Raw genomic sequence first — 20,390 nt, forward strand, 5'->3', positions numbered from 1 at the left:
AAGTCTACTACTTTACAATATTGATTTTTGACCCGTTATCCAAGTTGATCTGTCCGCTGGTAATTACCTGTTGACCTTCAGTAAGACCTGTAAGAATCTGTACTTTATCTCCGTACACTTTTCCGATCGTTACTTTGATCAATTTGGCAGTTCCATTTTGAACTATAAACAACTGGCCAGAGCTCACCCCGTTTACAAATGCTTCCGCAGGAACAGTAAGCATGTTCTGAGTTTCAGCTCCGTTGTTTGTTTTGAATACTGCAGTTGCATACATACCGGCTTTCAGGTTTCCTTTGTTCGGAACTTCAATTTCTACCGGGAAATTTAAAGAAGCATCACTTTTAGGAGCAATAAATGTAATTCTTCCACTGAAAGAATCTTCAGGTAGAACATTTACGCTAATTGGAACTACCTGACCTAACTGGATTTTCCCAACCTGGCTTTCATCCACCAGAACGGAAAGTTTTAAGGTATTGATATTAACGATCTCAAACATGGAAGTTCCCACTGAAACTACAGTTCCAGGCTCCACCATTTTTTTATTAATTGTACCGCTGATCCCTGCCCGGATGCTGGTATCATTTACTCTTACACCCTGAGCTTTTACAGCAGCCTGCATATTTTTAAGCTGTAATCTTGAATTATCAAGCTGTTGCTTGGTAACTCCTCCTGTTTTATAAGCATTTTCATAACGCTGATTGTCGATAATTGCGTTTTGTAAGTTATTCTGAGCCTGTGATACATCTACCTCAATAGCATCTCTTTTAATAGTTGCTAAAGTCTGACCTGCAGAAACTCTTGAACCTTCTTTTACTAGAACACTTACAATACGTCCTGCAATTTCAGAAGACTGATTCATTTCCTGCTTTGGAAGAAACGTTCCATTCGCTGAGTAATCCGTATCGATATTTTCTCTCTTTACGGTTACCACATTAACGTTGATCTTATCAACCTGCTTGGCAACTTCTTTTACTTCCTGTGTCTGTTTTTCTTTGTTTCCCGCAATCTTATAAGCTGCTAAACCAATAAGTACAGCCGCTACGATGATATATATTAAAGTTTTTTTCATTTTAGTTTATTATTGGTTTTCTAATGTATTTAATTCTCCTTTAGCTTTGATCAGTTTTATCTCAGCCTGCTTATAATCCAGCAATGCATTCGCATAATTCTGTTTTGCCTGAGTAAGAGCATTTTCAGAATCCAGAACTTCTGTAAGTGTTGCTAAACCATACTGATAATTGGATTGTGTGTTGCTTTGAACCCTTTCTGCCAGTCCTACATTATTCTTCATGCTTTCGATATTGATGATCGCATTTTCCATATTGGAAATAGCATTTTTATAATCCAGGTTCAGGCTAAGCTTAGTTTTCTCAATATCCTGATCCAGATCCTGAATATCGATTTCAGCCTGTTGAATCTGAGCCTTGGTTTGGCCACCCATAAAAATCGGAACTTTAATGGCCAGACCTATGGAAGCAAAATCACTCCAGTTGGTTCCCTGAGAAGATCCTGTGAAATAAGGAAATTTATTTCCTAATCCCTGCCATCCGTAATTGGCTGTTAATCCCACGGTAGGATAAAGATAAGCTTCTGTTGCTTTTTTACTAAACTGTAATAACTCTCTTTGTTTATTTAGTACTTTTAATTCAGATCTTTGTTCCAGGCTCACATTGGTTGCTAAAAGCTGCGGATTGGGTTCGATTGTTTTTTCTTCAAGCTCTATCGGTGTTTCAATAGGAACTCCCATATAAAACTTCAATGAATTTTTAGCCACTTCCACTCCGTTGATCAGCTGTTGCCTGTTCGATCCTATATTATTAAGCTGAACGTTGGTACGGTCCAGGTCTATAGATTTAGCAAGGCCATTATCAACTAAACTTTTGATCACATTTCTTACCCTTTCCGTATTAGCATAACTGGCTTCAATCGTCTTAAGATTTTCTTCCTGAACAAAAACCTGATAATAAGCTGTCGCTACATTTTCAATGATTTGTTCATTGGTCAGCTGTGAATTAAGAATATAAAACTCACGGGTAGATTTAGCCGCTTTTAAACCGATGAATACTCTCTGGTCAAAAATATTCTGGTTAAGCGTTACAGAGTTTACAGACTGCCATTTTGTTCCGAATGTCACCGGAATCATTTGTCCCGGCATTCCTAAAATCTCACCAGGAAGAACAGACTTCTGTAAAATAGGATTAAAAGTATTGCTGATATTAGCACTGATCTGCGGTAAAGCACCGGCTCTGGCTTCATCAATCTTATATTCAGCTTTTTTTACCTGTAAAGCAGCTTTCTTAGCTTCTGCCTTATTTTTCAGGGCCTGCTGAATGGCTTCTTTTAAAGAAACCTGTTGCTGAGCATGTACCGATGAGTAACCGAAAATCATAAATGCTGCAGCTATCCCTATTTTTAGCTTTTGTGCAGTTATACGTTTTCTTTTCATAATTTTATTACTTCGTTTATTTTTTTAATAGATGTTCTTCTTCAAATACTTTATTCCTAAAGGACGGATCATATTTAAAAATACTTTAAGCTTTTAACTAATTTTTAAATAAAATATTCAGTATGATCTCTTTTCTCTCTGATATGATCTTATCAAATTCTTTATCACTGATCATTAGATTCTCCATCAAAAGAGGACGTATTGCGCTGGGAAATACCAATAAAGAAACCATATTCAGAATAAATTGGATAGGTTTCATTCTCTCTATATTTCCTGCTTCCATTTCCGTTTCAATGTCTTCATACATCTTTTTCAAATCATCTTCCTCTATATCCTTCTGATGACAATTCCCTTTATTGATCTGTGAAACAATATAAGTTTCCAGATAAGGATACTGAAGGCTTGTTGATAAGCTGCCTTCTATAAACTGGCTTATTTTCTCTTTAAAAGGCAGATCGGAATTCTGTATAATTTTAGATTTCTCTTGTTCTACTTTTTGCGCTTCATTAAATACAATCTGCATCAGATTATCTCTTGAACGGAAATAGTAATTAATAAGCGTTCTATTCACTCCGGCTTCATCTGCAATCTCTTGCGTAGTAGCATCAAACTTCCCTTTCACAAAGAATAGGTGCTTCGCAGTTTCTTTGATCAATTCTTGTGTTTGGTCTTTTTTTGCTTGATTTGACATTTTTGTTAAACAAATTTGTGCAAATGTAGATCAAATTTTTTTTTTGACAAAATTGTTAAACAAAATAATTAAATGAATCTCATGATTTCCATCATGTTTTAAAACAAACACTTACAGATGAATGATTATTAATCCCGATAAAGTGAGGCGTTTTTATATATTTGCCGGAAATTAATAATAGATGCGGAAAATTTTATTTCTTTTATCAGTGTTCACCTATGGACTCACATTTTCTCAAACCAAAGCTATACAGGATAATCAGTATTTTTTTTACGAAAACAAAGGCCAGATTGTTGATCAGGATGGAAAAGAAAATACTGATGTAAAATATTTGTACAATTCAGCAGGGCTGAATGTTCAACTTCGATCTAATGGGTTTTCTTATGATGTATACGAAACGAAAAAGACATCCAATCCTAATTCCCAAAAATTTAAAAAAGATAAATCTTTAAACGCTAAAACGTATTATGAGGATGAATTCCTTTACGAACATTTATTTCATAGAGTTGATATTGAATTACTAAATTCAAATAAAAGTGTTGCAATTATTGCGGAGGGAAAATCTTATGATTTTGACAATTATTACAACATTCCCAATAATTCTAAAGGAATAACCAATGTACACAGGTTCCAAAAAATAGTATACAAGAATATTTATTCAAATATTGATTTGGTATTTTTTAAACCAAAAGACACTATGAAGCCCATTGAGTACAATTTTATTATCAATCCAGGCGGAAAAATTTCAGATATAAAAATGAAATTTAGTGGGGCTCCAACCTCAATTAAAGATGGTAAGCTTACCTTGGATATGCGTTTTGGAAAAATGCAGGAAAATATTCCCAACAGTTGGATTAAAAACAAGAATATAAATGTAAGTATTCCCGTTTCTTTTAATGATATTGGTAATCAAACTTTTAGCTTTAATACTCCAATTGACATTTCCACTAAAACTATTATCATTGATCCGGTTCCAACAAGAATCTGGGGAAGCCATGCGGGTGGAACAGGTGATGATTATGGTAGAATAAAAACTGATAGTCAAAATAAGGGTTACTTATTTGGTACCACCAGTAGCTATACTAATTTTGCTACTTCAGGTACCTATCAACAGAATCTTGCCGGTGGACTTGACTCTTTTTTAATGAAGTTGACGCCAAGCGGACAAAGACTTTGGGGAACATATTATGGTTTTGGAATGACTGATGTTTTCATGGATGTTGATTTTGACGAAGATTTTAGTATTTATGCCGGGGAACTATTCAAAGAGGACCATACAATGAAAATATTGTTTTAGTAAAATTTGACAATAATGGCGCTCTTGTCTTTCAAAAAGAATTTGTTTCCAGCAGACAAGACAAGCTTTATTCCGTTTCTTATAATCAAAATAAGATATATATCGGAGGAGATGCTTTCAGTTCTGATTTCCCAACTGTGAATGCAATGCAACCAACAAAATCTACACCTCTTGGATATACAGATGGAATTTTAGCCTCTTTAAATTCAACAACAGGTAATGTAGATTGGGCAACTTATTTTGGGCAAAGTGATGGTTCAACTTCTATTTTCCATATTTTTTCTTCAAACAATGATCTTGAAATAATTGGAGCTACACAATCTTCAAATATCCCCATGATTAATGCCTTTCAATCTATAAAAGGTGGAGAATCAGACGGAATCTATATTAAATTATCGAAACAAGGAAACACCATTCTTCGATCAAGCTATTATGGAAACGCAGGATCTGAACTTGTGTTAAAAGCAAGAATTGTAAATAATATTTTAATTCTTCCGGGAAAATATACTACAACTGCTTTTCCTCAGGGGCAGCCAGGAATTTGGCGTGTTAACCTTGCGAATAATACCGTTACAAAAAACTACTTTAATTTTCATGGAGATCCTCAATTATTAGCATATCCTGACACTTCGGGAAATGTTTTCTTCACAGGTTTACATTTCAATGGCCTTCCGGATATATCGACTCCCGGTGCCTATATGGGAATGCCGGCACAATATAATTCTACATTTTTAATTAAATATAACCAAAATGATGTAAAGGAATGGGGTACTTATTATACAGGAAATGGTGCGACACAACAAGGAGAGGTAACAAAAGATAATGATGATGCGATTTATTTAACAGGAATGTCAGGTGGAAATACATCAGGTATCGCAACCCCTGGAACATTTCAGCAATTACCTGGTGGTGGAAACGATATTTTTATTGCTAAATTTAAGGATTGTACATCAGCCGCTACAGTAACCTCAAACTCTCCTGTTTGTATCAATTCATCCATCCAATTACATGCAACCGGGGGAACAACATATAGCTGGACCGGACCTAATGGATTTAGTTCTACCCAACAAAATCCTGTTATTTCAAATGCTACAGCGGCTAATGCAGGGACATATATTTGTCAGGTATCAGGGTCAGGCGGTTGTGACGGAAGCTTCACTGTAAATGTAATCGTAGGAGATACTGTTGCACCGGTTCCAAATATTGCCAATATGCCGGATGTCACAGGAGATTGCCATACTGTAATTTCAACTTTCCCAACAGCAACTGATAATTGCGCAGGAATTATTACAGCAACCACCACAGATCCGCTTTCTTATTCTGTTCCGGGAACTTATATAATCCACTGGACATATAATGATGGTCATGGAAATACGGCAACACAAAACCAAAATGTAATTATAACCTCTCCGGCTCTCCCTGCAACACAAAATTTACAACAAACATTTTGCGCTACTAATCAGCCAAAAGTTTCAGATATTCAGATCATTGGTCAGAATATAAAATGGTATGATGCATCAGGAAACCTTTTACCTTTAAATACAGGGCTTGTAAGCGGGCAAACCTATTATGCTTCACAAACCATTAACAACTGTGAAAGCAACAAAATAGCAATTCAGGTGACGGTTAATTCCACTCCTAAGCCAGCAGCAAATGCTACTCAGGATTTTTGTGCCTCTGCCAATCCTACGTTAGCTAATCTGGCTGTTACGGGAGCATCACTTGTGTTTTACAATGCGGGAGGGAATATTTTACCTCTCAGTACACCGCTGGTACATGGACAAACATATTTTGTCACTCAAACATTGAACGGGTGCAAATCTGAAAAGCAATCCATAGCTGTTACATTGTCCATCAATAATGTTCCGGCTCAGGATGTCACAGATGCTTTATGCAATACTTCTACCGGAACAACAATGGCTATTAATCTTCATTCGTATGAAGGAAATATTATTTCTAACCCGCAAAACTACACTTTTACTTATACAGATAGTGCAGGAAATACGATTCCAAATCCTTCAGTTTATATGATGAGCATTGGCTCAAGTATTATTCATGTAAAAGTATCTACCCCCGATGGCTGTTTTATAGTGATACGATTAAGCTTAACATTAAATCCAAAGCCTAAAATCAGTCTTCCAGAAAACATTGATTTTTGCAAGGGAAAAACATTAACACTCGATGCAGGAAGCGGATTTGCTTCTTATCTATGGAATACAGGAGCTACAACACAGACAATTATAGTATCCGTTCCCGGAAACTATTCTGTGAAAGTAACCAACAGTTTCGGATGTGAAAGCATTGCAAATACGCAGGTTAGCTATTCTGTTTTAGCTGAGATCGTTTCTGTAACAATTGCTAATAGTTCTGCAACTGTTTTACTTTCAGCTAGTGGAAACTATGAATATTCACTTGATAATGTGACATGGCAGGATTCCAATGTCTTTAATAATTTAAGCATGGGAGAATATACTGTTTATGTAAGAACAAAATCAGGTTGTATCATTGGCCAGAAAAACTTTTCTATCTTCAATATTCCTAATGCAATTACTCCTAATGGTGATGGGATCAACGATAAATGGAAGATAAGAGGCCTTGAAAATTATACAGGAACTGAAGTAGGCATCTATTATAGAAGAGGTATTCCGGTATTCAAAGATATCATCAGTAAAAAACCTTTTGAATGGGACGGAAAATACAATTCATTACCATTGCCTACAGGAAGTTATTGGTACATTATAAAGGTTTCGGATGGGCGATTATACAATGGTTGGATATTGATTAAGAACAGAGAATAAAAACAAAAAAACGAGCAGAAAATTCTGCTCGTTTTATATTTATAATAATCTGATCTTATCCTCCATAATATCGATGATCTTATCTTTATAAAGACCTCCGATTGCTTTCTTGAAGTTCTTTTTACTCATCTGGATTTCACCTTTGATCTCCTCTGGAGTAGATTTATCAGATAGATAAAGAAGACCATAGTTCTCCTCTAATTTGGTAAGGATTTTTTGCTTAAACTCATCAATATTTTCAAAACCTTCAGGCTGTAAGGAAACGTCAATCTTACCGTCTTCACGAATGGCTTTAATGTATCCTTTTTCTTCAGATAGCGGATATAATTTCTTGAAAACATCAGAAGCATAGATCAATCCTATGTATTTTTTATTAATAACAACATTCCACCCCAGTTCACTTTCATTCATCATGATCAGATCTACTTTATCCCCTTTCTGGAAGGGCAGATTTTCATATTGAGGATTCCTTTTAAACTTTGTTGTTCCTGTGATCAGTTCCAGATCCTCATCTACATAAAGATATACCAGATATCTCTTGCCTTCAATAATTTTGGATTTTTGTTGCTTATAAGGAATGAATAAATCTTTAATAATTCCCCAATCCATAAAAGCACCACTAGGTAAACTCTGAACACTTGTCATTACTGCATACTCTCCTACTTCAGCCAATGGAATTTCAGTAGTGGCTTTTAATTTACCATCATCCTGATACACAAAAACTTCAATTTCATCCTCAATTTCCTTATCTTCCTGAGCGAAAACCTTTGGTAAAAAAGCCTTTTCACCCGATTCATCTATCAGGATCCATCCTGAATTATTTTTTTCTGAAATTTTTAAAGTTTGAGTTCTTCCGAGTTGCATTGATGATAAAATTAGTCTGCAAAGGTACGGAAATATAAAATGACTCCTTCAGAAATAATTCCGTCAGCTTCTATTTCCCTGAATTTCCTGATTTAATTTTATTAATCAGACCCAATATTCCTTTACCAGTTTATATTTATAAAGAGGTCTATTTTAAAAGAGAACTTAGCTACAAAGTTGATTATTCATCGACCGGTTATTAAGTTGTCTGAAAACGAATCCGGATTTCGTTCAGCTTGTTATACATTGTGCTTAATAATTGATCCGAAAGCTTGTCAAGATTAAAATGTGTGGCCAGGATAAACCTTAGTTGATCAGGCTCAGTAATTTCAAGACTTTCTTTTCTTCCATCATTTCCGCGTATAGTGAATGCATGATTAAAAAGGGAATATCTGGATTTTTCATCTACACTGGAAATCATAAGAGATTTACCAAATACAGAATCAGGTCCAGTAGCCACAAACCAATTTGCCATTTCCAGGTCAGGCTTCTCCACTTCTTCAAGTGAAAATTTATAGATCGGAAGCCATTCTTCCTTCAAAACCTCCAACTGATAAAAAATGTCATTGTTTACCAATCGAAACACTCCATTTGGAGTTTCCTGCTCTATATTTGCCTGAAGTAATATGGGTGAAGTAAGCGTCATTGAACCGAAACCCACGTCTACAAGGTATTTTAGACCCTTAATATCCGTAGTGAGCATCATGTGTGATCTTGCCGTTGCTTTACCATTGGCACTATTCCACAGGACTCTGGCCAGATGCATTTTGATAATAAACCCTAAGTTCGTCAGGATATTTTTAAACAGTATATTTTGTTCATAACAGTATCCACCTCTTTGAAGTGTAACCAGTTTATGGAAAATGGCACCTATGTCTAAAGAAGGAACGATGCCCATGAAAGAATCAATATTTTCAAATACAATATGTTTAGGATGCAACTGATGTAATTTCTGCAAGCCTTTCAGCTCGCCGTTATCTTCATGGTTCCAGTACGTTCCCAACCGTTTTAAATACAATTCCAATTCTGATCTTTCCATAATTTAAATTTAAAATTTGTCTAGATGCTTATTATGAGTTTGCTATATATTCCATTAATTCCCGCTTACTGCTTTCGAAATCAAAAGCATCATACACCATGAAATACCTGTTCTTATCTGCACATTTTCGGTACATGGATTTCGCCAGGGTCAATTTATTCTTATCAAAACTCAACGATTTTACAAGATCCCTTATCTGCTGTGAAGTAAAAAAAGAAGTACGCATCTGCTGATTAATCAATGCTATTTTACCGTCATCAAATTTCTCATTATTCTGAAGCATTTCAAAAAATTGGCTGAATGTGCGGGCATCCATAGTATTGCCTGGTTGATTCCAGTTTCCGGATTGATTACCATAAGGATTATTCCATATATCATTCCAGTCGTTGAAGCCATAAGATCCGTCCTGAACCGGGTAAGAATCCAATAAATATAAACCTTCATTGGTAAAAAAATCGAGTACCATTCTGTTGTTATTCCTTAACATCAGAGTCGATCTGTAAATTAAAAATCCATTATCATAAATTGATATGGGCATTCTCCCGGATTGCAAATCAAAGAAACGGTATTTTCCGGAATTATTTGAAATGGATTGATCACCAAGTTCAACAGTGAAATATCCCAGTTCAGGAATCCTCAGAAAAACTTCTGCATATCCATAATTTTGGTTCCAATGATAATTGGGATTTTTAAAACCATTATTTTGATTACCGTTTCGAAATCCGGAATTGCTTTTAGTAGTATTATTTTTAGTAGTATTATTTTGTTGATTTCCTTTGGCCGCTGAAGATTTCATTTCAGTCACAGAAGCTTCATTTTTTAACAGTTCTCCTGCTTTTCCAGCTTCCTGAGCAAAAGAATAAATTCCGGTAAACATCGCTAAACCAATAAATATATTTTTCATTATTTTACTTTTATATCAGCATCTCTATTTTTATGCCAAAAAAAAGAGAAACCAAGTTTTGGTTTCTCTTTTTATATCAATTTTGAAATTTTTAATCTTTCAGTAAATACTACATATGAATTGGTCTCTTCCCTGTAGCATCCAATGCCGCTTCTTTAACAGCCTCAGCATACGTTGGGTGAGCATGAGAACTTCTTGCAATATCTTCTGCACTTGCACGGAATTCCATAGCAATTACACCTTCAGCAATTAAATCTGCGGCTCTTGCTCCGATGATATGCATTCCTAAAACCTCATCTGTCTTCTCATCAGCAATGATTTTTACCAATCCGTCAATATCACCACTTGCACGGCTTCTTCCTAATGCTCTCATTGGGAATGAACCCACTTTAATAGCAACACCTTCTTCTTTTAACTGCTCTTCAGTTTTACCAACTCCGGCAACTTCAGGCCATGTATATACTACACCAGGAATAAGATTGTAGTTGATGTGTGGCTTTTGACCTGCTAAAGTTTCAGCAACAAATACGCCTTCTTCTTCAGCTTTATGCGCTAACATAGCTCCTTTAACCACATCTCCGATCGCATAAATATTGGCAACATTGGTCTGTAAATGATCATTTACCTTTACTCTGCCTCTTTCATCAAGTTCTACTCCAGCCTTCTCAAGACCTAAACCATCTGTATAAGGCTTTCTACCCACAGAAACCAAACAATAGTCTCCTTCAACAGTAATTTCCTCTCCTTTTTTATCTTTAGCTGTAATTTTTACAGAGTCTCCATTTCTCTCAACAGCAGAAACAGCAGTAGAAAGCATGAATTTCATTCCCTGCTTCTTAAGAACTTTCAGTAATTCCTTACTTAATGCTCCATCCATTCCAGGAATGATCTTATCCATAAATTCAACAACAGTAACCTGAGATCCTAATCTTAAATATACTGAACCTAGCTCAAGACCGATTACACCACCTCCGATAACTACCAAGTGCTTAGGAATTTCTTTAAGATTCAAAGCTTCAGTAGAAGTAATTACTCTTTCCTTGTCAAGCGTAATAAAAGGCAATGAAGACGGCTTGGAACCTGTTGCAATGATTGTATATTTGGAATCGATAGTTTCTGAAGAACCATCTTTCTTGCTGATTTTAATCTGAGTAGCTGATTCAAAACTTCCAACACCTTCAAAAACAGTAATTTTGTTTTTGCTCATCAGATAGTTGATCCCATCTGTATTTTGCTTTACCACTTCATTTTTACGCTCGATAATTCTTGCAATATCTACTTGAGGATCATTGATAATGATTCCGTGACCTGCAAAATTATGTTTTGCGTTTTCGAAATGCTCGGAACTATCTAAAAGTGCTTTAGAAGGAATACATCCAACGTTAAGACAAGTTCCGCCTAAAGTTGAATATTTTTCAATAATTGCTGTTTTGAAGCCTAATTGCGCAGCACGAATTGCAGCAACATAACCACCAGGACCAGAACCTATTACGGTAACATCGAATTGACTCATGTTATTTTATGAATTTGTTTATTATTATCTATCTTAAGTCTTACAAATTTAATGATAAATTACCAAGCACCAAAGTGAGTTTTATCAATTTTAGAATTGATAACAGGACATCCTATCTTTTACAGGAGTTACTTCAATAGTTTGATATTTTCTTCATTTCCTTCTTTTAAATAAATTGCTGAAAAAATGAGTGGTTTTTCAGCTGATGCATTATCAAAATGAAGAATTTTAACGTTTTTTGGTTCATAAAAAGCATCCCCCTCATGGAGTATTATTTTTTGCTGCCCTTCTATCTGAAAAACAGCATCTCCTGATTTTATTATTCCCAATACCGGACAAGGATGCAGATGCTCCGGTGCCGCTATGCCTGCAGCTATTGTGACCTCCTGAATTTCCGCAGTTTTAACTTTCTGATCAAGACCTGTTTTTAGCAACTCTTTTCTGGAAAGCTGGGTGTTCTGAGCCATAAGAGCTACAGAATTCACCATCAAAATAGCTATTGCAAACGATTTAATTATTTTCTCCATGATTACCTTTGGTTTAATAATTAGTAATTAGCCTATTAACAATTTTTGTTATGAACTACGAACTACATCCAACAGAAGTTTTTCGTATTTATCGAGAATAATATTCTTGGAAAACCTTGATTTAATAGAACTTTTAATGGCTTCTTTATCATAGGTCTGATGCAGGATACTCATGATCTTTTGAGAAAAATCTTCGTGATTATTGATATCCGAAATCTCACCGTTTACCTGATGTTGGATGATTTCATTAATACCTCCGGGACAGTTGTTAGCAAGAGCGTAAGTTCCACAAGCACCGGCTTCCAATAACACATTAGGAAATCCCTCATATCTTGAAGAAAGAATGAAAAGGTCCGCGTATTTTAAGTATTGATAAGGATTCTCCTGTCTTCCATGGAAAAATACATGTTTTAATCCCAGAAAATCTTTCATCTGATGCAGGATTTCTTTGTCTTTTCCGTCCCCCAGAATATGGAGCAGAATATTTTCATTTTTTAATCGGGAAAAAACTTTCAGCAAGTTATCGAATCCTTTTCTTGAAGATAAATTTCCAATGGCCACAACATTTTTGTAATTGTACGCAAAGCATTCCGGCTTTTGGGAAACGGCAAGTTTCTGATTGATAAAATCAAAATCCACCGGATTATTGATCTTCACAATCTTATCCGATTTTATATTAAAGTTCTTCATCAGATCCCTCATCATGTCATCACTTTGTGCGATGATCCGTTGATAGCTATTATAAAAATTATAAAAGAATTTAATTTCTTTCCGCGTCACATGCTCACTTACCACATTTGTTTCTCTGGCAATGAACTTCGTCCTTGGAAAAAGCTTTATAAACAATGATAAATATGCATTTACCTCACCAAATCCTGAAAATACAATATCAGGTTTCCTTTTATAGATCTCCGATAAAATAGGCTTTAATGAATGTCTGATTCTTTCTGTATTGATATCAATAATTTCAACATCTTTTTCAAGAAAGCTAAGATAACCTCCTTGTTTCCGTAAAAGCAAAATCTTAGGTTCAAAACGATCCCGTGAAAGATGATTTGCAATTGTGGTAATAATTCTTTCTGCACCTCCGGTTTCCAAATCCGGCAGAATAAAAATAACAGAAATCTTTTTCATCATTGTAAAAGAACCTTACCCATGATCGGATAAGGTTCATATTTTTAATTTAATTAGCTACGTCACTAATGAATTTTATCCTTAACATTCTGACCTCTTCATCAGAAAGCTCATCTCCGAATTCATCCAGCAATACTTTCATGCTATCGCTTTCAGAATCATTCATGAATTCCATGAAGCCATCTACAATATCTTCATCGAAATTATCTTCAATATAGTAATCAATATTCAGCTTCGTTCCCTGGTATACAATACTTTCCATTTCTTTCAACAATTCATTCATTGTTAAATTTTTGGCTCTTGCAATATCCTCAAGATCGATCTTCTTATCGGTACTCTGAATAATAAATACTTTGTGGCTCGATTTATTCGCTACCTGTTTCAGTACCATATCCTGAGTACGTTCAATATTATGGTCTTCAACATAGGTTTTTATGTAGTCGGCAAATTCCTTTCCATACTTTTTGGCTTTTCCTTCCCCTACTCCATAAATCTTGGCAATTTCCTCCACTGTGATCGGATACTGAACCGTCATGTCTTCCAAACTAGGATCCATGAATACCGTATAAGGAGGAATTCCGTATTTTTTAGCTACTTTTTTCCTCAGTTCCTTTAAAAGACCAAATAAATTCTGGTCCAGTCCTCCTCCGGATTGCATCTGCACCTGATCACTTTCCGCTTTTGACTGTGTAAGGTCAAATTCGCGGTCTTCTGCTATCATAAACACGTGATCTAAATTATGGTCCAGAACCTGTAGGCCTTTATCCGTAATCTTTAAAACACCGTACGTTTCAATATCTTTTTGCAGAAAATTCTGAACAGTAGCCTGTCTTAAGATCGTTTTCCAATAGTTATCTTTCTGATCTTTCCCGAAACCGAAATATGAACTTTGTTCAAGCTTGTACGATTTGGTGACAGCACTTTCTTTTCCCGAGATCACAGAGATCAGGTCTTTGGATTTAAACTTTTCTCCAGTTTCCCTGATCAGTTCCAGAACTTTCTTCAGATCTTTTGTAGCATCCTTTAATTTTGGAGGGTTTGATGCATTATCACACATTTTAGCTCCTTCTCCATTAACAGGATCAAAAGCTTCACCAAAGTAATACAAAATATACTGTCTCCGGCTCATGGATGTTTCAGCATAACCTACCACTTCATTTAAAAGTTGTAATCCGATTTCCCTTTCTGAAACCGGCTTTTGAGCAAGGAACTTTTCAAGCTTTTCGATATCTTTCGGATCATAAAAGGCTAAGCAGTGTCCTTCTCCACCGTCTCTTCCTGCGCGTCCCGTTTCCTGGTAGTAACTCTCTAATGACTTCGGAAAATCGTAATGGATTACAAACCGCACATCCGGTTTATCAATTCCCATCCCAAAAGCAATGGTTGCAACAATAACATCAGCATCCTCCATGAGGAATTTATCCTGATTAGCCACTCTTACCTTCTGGTCAAGACCGGCGTGATATGGTAATGCATTGATTCCATTCACTTGTAAAAGCTGCGCAAATTCCTCTACTTTTCTCCTGCTTAAACAATATATAATTCCTGATTTTCCCTTATGCTGATTAATAAATTTTACGATTTCAAGATCTACATTGACTTTCGGGCGTACTTCGTAGTATAAATTAGCACGGTTGAAGCTTTCCTTAAATACCAATGCATTCGTCATTCCCAATGTTTTCTGGATATCATCCTGAACCTTAGGAGTTGCCGTGGCTGTAAGTGCAATAACGGGAACGTCGGCAATTTTATCGATAATCAATTTCAGATTTCTGTATTCCGGTCTGAAATCGTGTCCCCACTCTGAAATACAGTGAGCCTCGTCAATAGCAAAGAATGAAATTTTAACTTCCTTAAGGAAATCCAGATAATCTTCTTTAATTAATGATTCAGGAGCAACATAAAGTAATTTTGTCTTCCCGCTTTTAATATCATCAAAGACCTGCTTGGTTTGGGTTTTATTTAATGATGAATTTAAAACATGTGCTACTCCATCATCAGATGAAAGACCATTTACGGCATCTACCTGATTCTTCATTAATGCGATTAAGGGAGAAACTACAATCGCCGTCCCTTCAGAAATGAGTGCCGGAAGTTGGTAACATAATGACTTACCTCCTCCTGTCGGCATCAAAACAAATATATCCTTCCCTTGTAACAGATTTTCTATAATTTGTTCTTGTTGACCTTTAAAAGTAGAAAACCCGAAATACTTTTTCAATTCGCCCGATAAATTGGCTTTTTTTGCGCTCATCTAATTTTCTATTGCTAAATTTGCATCTAATCCAAAGTTATAAAATTTTTGCTTATAATAAAAGCGAACGAATTTATAAAAAATAAAATTTATATTAAATATTCTTTTTAAAGTATAAATTTATATCGGGAGAATTTTGTATACAAATTGTAAAGGTAAAAATGGAAAGAGCAAATATCATTTCAATAGCAAAAACAACATTAGAAATAGAGATTTCAGAACTTGAAAAATTAAAAAGCAGAATAGACAATGAATTTGTAAAAGCAGTAGAGGTTATTCATTCAGCAAAAGGAAAATTAATTGTTGTTGGAATAGGAAAATCTGCTCATGTGGGAAATAAAATTGTTGCCACACTCAATTCCACCGGAACTCCTTCCCAGTTCCTTCACGCCTCGGAAGCCATTCATGGAGATCTTGGAGTTATCCAGAAACAGGATGTGGTTTTATGCATTTCCAATTCCGGAAATTCACCTGAAATTGCCAATCTTGTTCCATTCTTAAAAGATTATTCTTCATCATTAATAGGAATGACAGGAAACAGAAAAAGCAAACTGGCAGAATTTTCTGAAATCATTTTAGATACCCATGTTGACCTTGAGGCCTGCCCCAATAAACTAGCTCCGACCAGTTCTACTACCATACAGATGGCACTGGGAGATGCCCTGGCAATCTGCCTGATGGAACTCAACGACTTTAAAGAAAACGATTTCGCAAAATTCCACCCCGGAGGAAGCTTAGGAAAAAACTTAACCGCAAGGGTTGAACAATTCCTTTCATCACAAAAACCACAGGTAAGCGAAAATGCACCTGTACGGGATGTAATTATCTCAATCAGCGCATCGAGTCATGGAATTACTGTGGTTACAAAAGAAGATGAAATCATCGGTGTGATTACGGACGGTGACCTGAGAAGGATGCTGTTAAAAGATGAAGATATATCTAAGGTTCTGGCCAAAGATATCATGTCTGCCCATCCTAAAACCATTGAAAAAAATGTTCTCGCAAAAGATGCGATAAAAGTTTTAAAAGAAAACAATATCGGCCAGCTTATTGTAACCGAAAATGGTAAGTACTTTGGAATTATAGACCTTCACAAATTATTGGACGAAGGAATAATCTAAAAAATAACATCTTATAAAAATAAAGTTCCGGCTTGCTTCGCAAGCCGGAACTTTATTTTTACCCTTGCCAACATTTTTTAAAATCCATATCTTGTAAGAACAAATACAAAAAACATGAAGAAAAAAGCATTAATCGTAGTCACAAGTGTGGAAAAATACCCTGAAATGGATCGTGCAACCGGTTTATGGCTAGGTGAGGCAGTTCATTTTTATGAAAAATTATCCCAAAAAGGATATGAAATCGATTTTGTAAGCCCGCGAGGTGGTTACACTCCTCTTGATCCTGTTTCCCTCCAAATGTTTGTACAACCGGTGGACTGGAAATATTATGCAGATCAATCCTTCAGGGAAAAGTTGGCAAATACTTTAGAGCCTAAGGATATTCATGCAGAAGATTATGAAGTTATTTACTATTCCGGAGGACATGGTGTTGTATGGGATTTTCCTGACAATAAGGAGTTACAGGATATTTCAAGAAAGATCTATGAAAACGGAGGAATTGTTTCTTCTGTTTGTCATGGTGCTGTAGGTTTATTTAACATCCGGCTTTCAGATGGTGAATTACTGATTAAGGGGAAAACACTTACCGGTTTTTCAAATTCGGAGGAGGTAGCAGCTGAGTTAGCTGACCATATGCCTTATCTGACAGAAGATGTTTTAAAAAGCAAAGGTGCCAACTATGTTAAAGCCGATAAAGATTTTATTTCTTTCGCCGTTGCTGACGGAAGACTCGTTACAGGCCAAAATCCTCAATCAGGAGGAGCGGTTGGTGAAAAAGTGCTGGAAATATTGGAAAAACAAGAAAAGTAGAAATCTCAAAACTGATCCCGGTAATTTTTTACCGGGATCAGTGATTATATAAAAAGGACAGCAAAATCATAATCAATAATTACAATTACTCATTATAATTTCATAGTTTTGCATGCTTATATATTATAAAGTTTTTACTTTGTAAGACCTTAATATTCTAGATAGATTCTATATAATGGAAGAAAAAAAGGAAATGTCCTTTCTTGGGCACATTGGAGAATTAAGAGGGCATCTGATTCGCTCAATTATTGCTATTATTATTGCCGCTTTTATCATTGGCTTTAATATCAATTGGATTATGGACCATATTTTTTTCGGTCCTACCAGAAATGACTTTCCCACTTTTAAAATTGTTAATCACTTTTCGAGGATGATCCTCGGAGAAGACAGCATACATCTTCCAAAAGAATTTCCTGTTCGTGTACAAAGGCTTTATCAGCAGTTCAATGTCATGATGGCCGTTTCTATTTTCGGGGGGATTGTTCTGGCATTTCCCTATATAGTCTGGGAGCTATGGCGTTTCGTCAGTCCTGCATTACATCCGAAAGAAAGAAAAAATTCGATCTTCATTATCAATGCGGTGTGGATATTGTTTATGTCAGGGGTTTTATCAGGGTACTTTCTGATTCTTCCTTTTGCCGTCAACTTTGGGGTGATTTTCAAAATTTCCGATATTATCGTTCCTCTTTATGATCTGAGCGATTATACCACGTTATTCTTACAGGTTGTATTAGGTATGGGAGTGGTTTTTCTATTTCCTATCCTTATTTATTTCCTTACGACGATCGGAATTCTGAGCCCGAAATTCATGAAAACATACCGAAGACATGCTATTGTGCTCATCATGGTTGTAGCAGCTATTATTACTCCTGCTGATGTTTTAAGTATGATTATGGCAGCCCTGCCATTATTGTTGCTGTATGAATTCAGTATTGTCATGTGTTCTTACACCTATAAAAAGGTTCAGAAACGTGAAGGAAACCTGCCTGTCGTCCAGAAGTAGTGTCAGCAAAAAACAAAGACCAAAAGCGTCTTCTTACTATATTCCCGCAGATTGATCTGCGGGATTTTTTATGGATATAACCACTCGATTTATATTTTTTTTCAGGAGCTTAATCCTGCTTTCCGTTACAATCTTTTTTACAAAAAGGATTTTCACTTCAATCAGGGCTATTGTTTTGCCCGTTGTCACCGATATTAGTTTTAAGAACTATTTTATGCTTTCACAATTTATCTTCAATTAATTTTCTATTTTTGATAGATTAATAATTTGATATCAGATGAAAAAACTTTCATATTCACTTTTACTTGCATCAGGACTTGCTTTTGGACAATTCTTCGAAAAAACGGAAACATTTACAAAGCAGGACACTTTAAAAGGTTCAAACACCAAATTCCGGAACTTTTGGGATGTAAAAAGATATGATCTTTCCGTAGAACCGGATTTTGATCAGAAAAGCATTAAAGGAACCAACAAGATCAGTTTTGAAATCATCAAAGATGTCACCAACCCTACTTTCCAGATCGATCTTCAAAAACCTATGAAAGCCGATAAAGTGGAGGCCAGCTTTCCGATTGCCGACACCAAACAGGATGGGGATTTCATTTTCATCACCACAAATAAAAACTTCAAAAAAGGCGAAAAATACACCATTGATATCACCTATTCCGGAAATCCTGTGATTGCCAAAAAAGCACCCTGGGATGGAGGCTGGGTTTTTACCAAGGATGAAAATGGAAATCCTTGGATGAGCGTTGCTGATGAAGGCATAGGGGTTTCTGTATGGCTTCCTACAAAGGATATATGGAGTGACGAGCCGGATAATGGCATCACTATGAAAATCATTGCTTCCAAAGGTCTTGTTGGGGTTGGAAACGGACGTTTAATCGATAAAAAAGCGGACGGAGATAAAACCATATATACTTGGGAAGTTAAAAACCCAATCAACGGCTATTCTATCATTCCTAATATTGGAAAATACGTCAATTTTAAAGATACTTTTAACGGGGAAAAAGGGAAATTGGATCTGGATTATTGGGTATTGGATTACAATCTAGAAAAAGCAAAAAAGCAATTCCAGCAGGTAAAACCAATGCTATCCGCTTTTGAGTACTGGTTTGGTCCGTATCCTTTTTATGAGGATTCTTATAAACTCGTGGATTCTCCGTATCTGGGGATGGAACATCAGAGTAGCGTAGCTTATGGTAATCAATATATGAACGGATATCTGGGACGGGATCTGTCCGGTACGGGAGTGGGATTGAAATGGGATTTTATCATTATCCATGAAAGCGGACATGAATGGTTTGCCAATAATATTACCGCAAAAGATCAGGCTGACATGTGGATCCATGAAAGTTTTACCAATTATTCAGAAGTTCTTTTTACAGAAAAATACCTGGATAAAAAATCAGCAGATATATATGCCATCGGAATACGCAATATCATAAGCAATGATATCCCGATTATCGGTAAATACGGAGTTCGAAATGAAGGAAGCGGTGATATGTACCCTAAAGGAGCCAGCATGATCCACACGATCAGACAGGTTATCAACAATGATGATAAGTTCAGACAGATCTTAAGAGGCCTTAATAAGGAATTCTACCACCAGACGGTAACTACTCAGCAAATTGAAAACTACATCAATTCGAAATCAGGCATTGACTTTTCCAGTGTATTCAACCAGTATTTGAGAACTATTAAAGTTCCGACACTGGAATACTCTCAAAAAGGAGAAGCATTGAAGTTCAGATACACCAATGTTGTTAAGAACTTCAAGCTTCCTATCAGAATTGACGGAGAGCAAACTATAAATCCAACAGAGGAATGGCAAACGGTAAAATTGAAAAAAGGTACTCCTGTTGAGTTTAATAAAAATTATTACGTGAATTATAAGAAGGTACAATAAGCTGAAATACAGAAGGGCTTTTGCCATTTTAAGAAAAGTTTAATACCACAATGGAATCTTATTTGTAACAAAATCATTTT

Annotated in this window: 16 protein-coding genes; 6 read left to right on the forward strand and 10 right to left on the reverse strand. The window is 35.8% G+C overall.

Features of this window, described 5'->3' with window-relative positions; genetic code table 11:
• Positions 1–7 precede the first annotated feature (7 nt).
• The 3 genes from AC0INN_RS07765 to AC0INN_RS07775 all read right to left on the reverse strand — a co-directional run bounded on the left by AC0INN_RS07765 (position 8) and on the right by AC0INN_RS07775 (position 3,137).
• The gene (locus tag AC0INN_RS07765) at positions 8–1,069 is read right to left on the reverse strand and encodes an efflux RND transporter periplasmic adaptor subunit (protein WP_172278619.1); all 1,062 of its coding nucleotides are present in this window, start codon (positions 1,067–1,069) and stop codon (positions 8–10) included.
• A gap of 9 nt (positions 1,070–1,078) precedes the next feature.
• Positions 1,079–2,446 (reverse strand): TolC family protein, encoded by a 1,368-nt coding sequence (locus AC0INN_RS07770; protein WP_172278621.1) that lies wholly within the window; start codon positions 2,444–2,446, stop codon positions 1,079–1,081.
• Between the two features lie 97 nt (positions 2,447–2,543).
• Positions 2,544–3,137, reverse strand: coding sequence for a TetR/AcrR family transcriptional regulator (locus AC0INN_RS07775; RefSeq protein ID WP_172278623.1), 594 nt, complete (start codon positions 3,135–3,137; stop codon positions 2,544–2,546).
• Between the two features lie 181 nt (positions 3,138–3,318).
• Here AC0INN_RS07775 and AC0INN_RS07780 point away from each other — a divergent pair, with 181 nt between their 5' ends.
• Entirely contained in the window at positions 3,319–4,434 is a 1,116-nt protein-coding gene (locus tag AC0INN_RS07780) for a DUF7948 domain-containing protein (protein WP_306612586.1), read from the forward strand.
• A 146-nt stretch (positions 4,435–4,580) separates the two neighbouring features.
• A complete protein-coding gene (locus AC0INN_RS07785; protein WP_306612588.1) occupies positions 4,581–7,232 on the forward strand; it encodes a T9SS type B sorting domain-containing protein in 2,652 nt (883 codons plus the stop codon).
• A 39-nt stretch (positions 7,233–7,271) separates the two neighbouring features.
• On the opposite strand, the gene AC0INN_RS07790 is transcribed toward AC0INN_RS07785, so the two are convergent.
• The 7 genes from AC0INN_RS07790 to recQ all read right to left on the reverse strand — a co-directional run bounded on the left by AC0INN_RS07790 (position 7,272) and on the right by recQ (position 15,467).
• Positions 7,272–8,096, reverse strand: a complete 825-nt coding sequence (locus AC0INN_RS07790; protein ID WP_273648231.1) for a CvfB family protein — start codon at positions 8,094–8,096, stop codon at positions 7,272–7,274.
• 199 nt (positions 8,097–8,295) lie between these two features.
• Positions 8,296–9,135, reverse strand: coding sequence for an arylamine N-acetyltransferase family protein (locus AC0INN_RS07795; protein WP_273648232.1), 840 nt, complete (start codon positions 9,133–9,135; stop codon positions 8,296–8,298).
• Between the two features lie 31 nt (positions 9,136–9,166).
• Complete coding sequence (locus tag AC0INN_RS07800) at positions 9,167–10,039, reverse strand: DUF4476 domain-containing protein (RefSeq protein ID WP_273648233.1); 873 nt, start codon at positions 10,037–10,039, stop codon at positions 9,167–9,169.
• Between the two features lie 109 nt (positions 10,040–10,148).
• Positions 10,149–11,552: a dihydrolipoyl dehydrogenase gene (lpdA, locus tag AC0INN_RS07805; RefSeq protein WP_273648234.1), complete on the reverse strand. Its 1,404-nt coding sequence runs from the start codon at positions 11,550–11,552 to the stop codon at positions 10,149–10,151.
• A 128-nt stretch (positions 11,553–11,680) separates the two neighbouring features.
• Entirely contained in the window at positions 11,681–12,079 is a 399-nt protein-coding gene (locus AC0INN_RS07810; RefSeq protein ID WP_273648235.1) for a cupin domain-containing protein, read from the reverse strand.
• A 48-nt stretch (positions 12,080–12,127) separates the two neighbouring features.
• Positions 12,128–13,213 carry a glycosyltransferase gene (locus AC0INN_RS07815; protein WP_273651050.1) on the reverse strand — a complete coding sequence of 362 codons (1,086 nt, stop codon included), beginning with the start codon at positions 13,211–13,213 and terminating at the stop codon, positions 12,128–12,130.
• A 49-nt stretch (positions 13,214–13,262) separates the two neighbouring features.
• On the reverse strand, positions 13,263–15,467 hold the full coding sequence (gene recQ, locus AC0INN_RS07820; protein WP_172278637.1) for a DNA helicase RecQ: 2,205 nt from the start codon (positions 15,465–15,467) through the stop codon (positions 13,263–13,265).
• 161 nt (positions 15,468–15,628) lie between these two features.
• Here recQ and AC0INN_RS07825 point away from each other — a divergent pair, with 161 nt between their 5' ends.
• From AC0INN_RS07825 to AC0INN_RS07840, 4 genes are all read left to right on the forward strand, one after another.
• Positions 15,629–16,588, forward strand: a complete 960-nt coding sequence (locus AC0INN_RS07825; protein WP_273648236.1) for a KpsF/GutQ family sugar-phosphate isomerase — start codon at positions 15,629–15,631, stop codon at positions 16,586–16,588.
• 114 nt (positions 16,589–16,702) lie between these two features.
• Complete coding sequence (locus AC0INN_RS07830; protein WP_273648237.1) at positions 16,703–17,398, forward strand: type 1 glutamine amidotransferase domain-containing protein; 696 nt, start codon at positions 16,703–16,705, stop codon at positions 17,396–17,398.
• Positions 17,399–17,573: 175 nt separating this feature from the next.
• Positions 17,574–18,401: a twin-arginine translocase subunit TatC gene (tatC, locus tag AC0INN_RS07835; protein ID WP_273648238.1), complete on the forward strand. Its 828-nt coding sequence runs from the start codon at positions 17,574–17,576 to the stop codon at positions 18,399–18,401.
• A 277-nt stretch (positions 18,402–18,678) separates the two neighbouring features.
• Positions 18,679–20,310 carry a M1 family metallopeptidase gene (locus AC0INN_RS07840; RefSeq protein ID WP_306612594.1) on the forward strand — a complete coding sequence of 544 codons (1,632 nt, stop codon included), beginning with the start codon at positions 18,679–18,681 and terminating at the stop codon, positions 20,308–20,310.
• The last annotated feature ends 80 nt before the right edge of the window (positions 20,311–20,390 follow it).

The organism is Chryseobacterium subflavum, from assembly GCF_055762745.1.

Bases quoted from the DNA above. Each gene is read 5' to 3' on its own strand.
- AC0INN_RS07765 (WP_172278619.1), bottom strand. From the start codon at position 1,069: ATGAAAAAAACTTTAATATATATCATCGTAGCGGCTGTACTTATTGGT.
- AC0INN_RS07770 (WP_172278621.1), bottom strand. From the start codon at position 2,446: ATGAAAAGAAAACGTATAACTGCACAAAAGCTAAAAATAGGGATAGCT.
- AC0INN_RS07775 (WP_172278623.1), bottom strand. From the start codon at position 3,137: ATGTCAAATCAAGCAAAAAAAGACCAAACACAAGAATTGATCAAAGAA.
- AC0INN_RS07780 (WP_306612586.1), top strand. From the start codon at position 3,319: ATGCGGAAAATTTTATTTCTTTTATCAGTGTTCACCTATGGACTCACA.
- AC0INN_RS07785 (WP_306612588.1), top strand. From the start codon at position 4,581: ATGCAACCAACAAAATCTACACCTCTTGGATATACAGATGGAATTTTA.
- AC0INN_RS07790 (WP_273648231.1), bottom strand. From the start codon at position 8,096: ATGCAACTCGGAAGAACTCAAACTTTAAAAATTTCAGAAAAAAATAAT.
- AC0INN_RS07795 (WP_273648232.1), bottom strand. From the start codon at position 9,135: ATGGAAAGATCAGAATTGGAATTGTATTTAAAACGGTTGGGAACGTAC.
- AC0INN_RS07800 (WP_273648233.1), bottom strand. From the start codon at position 10,039: ATGAAAAATATATTTATTGGTTTAGCGATGTTTACCGGAATTTATTCT.
- lpdA (WP_273648234.1), bottom strand. From the start codon at position 11,552: ATGAGTCAATTCGATGTTACCGTAATAGGTTCTGGTCCTGGTGGTTAT.
- AC0INN_RS07810 (WP_273648235.1), bottom strand. From the start codon at position 12,079: ATGGAGAAAATAATTAAATCGTTTGCAATAGCTATTTTGATGGTGAAT.
- AC0INN_RS07815 (WP_273651050.1), bottom strand. From the start codon at position 13,213: ATGAAAAAGATTTCTGTTATTTTTATTCTGCCGGATTTGGAAACCGGA.
- recQ (WP_172278637.1), bottom strand. From the start codon at position 15,467: ATGAGCGCAAAAAAAGCCAATTTATCGGGCGAATTGAAAAAGTATTTC.
- AC0INN_RS07825 (WP_273648236.1), top strand. From the start codon at position 15,629: ATGGAAAGAGCAAATATCATTTCAATAGCAAAAACAACATTAGAAATA.
- AC0INN_RS07830 (WP_273648237.1), top strand. From the start codon at position 16,703: ATGAAGAAAAAAGCATTAATCGTAGTCACAAGTGTGGAAAAATACCCT.
- tatC (WP_273648238.1), top strand. From the start codon at position 17,574: ATGGAAGAAAAAAAGGAAATGTCCTTTCTTGGGCACATTGGAGAATTA.
- AC0INN_RS07840 (WP_306612594.1), top strand. From the start codon at position 18,679: ATGAAAAAACTTTCATATTCACTTTTACTTGCATCAGGACTTGCTTTT.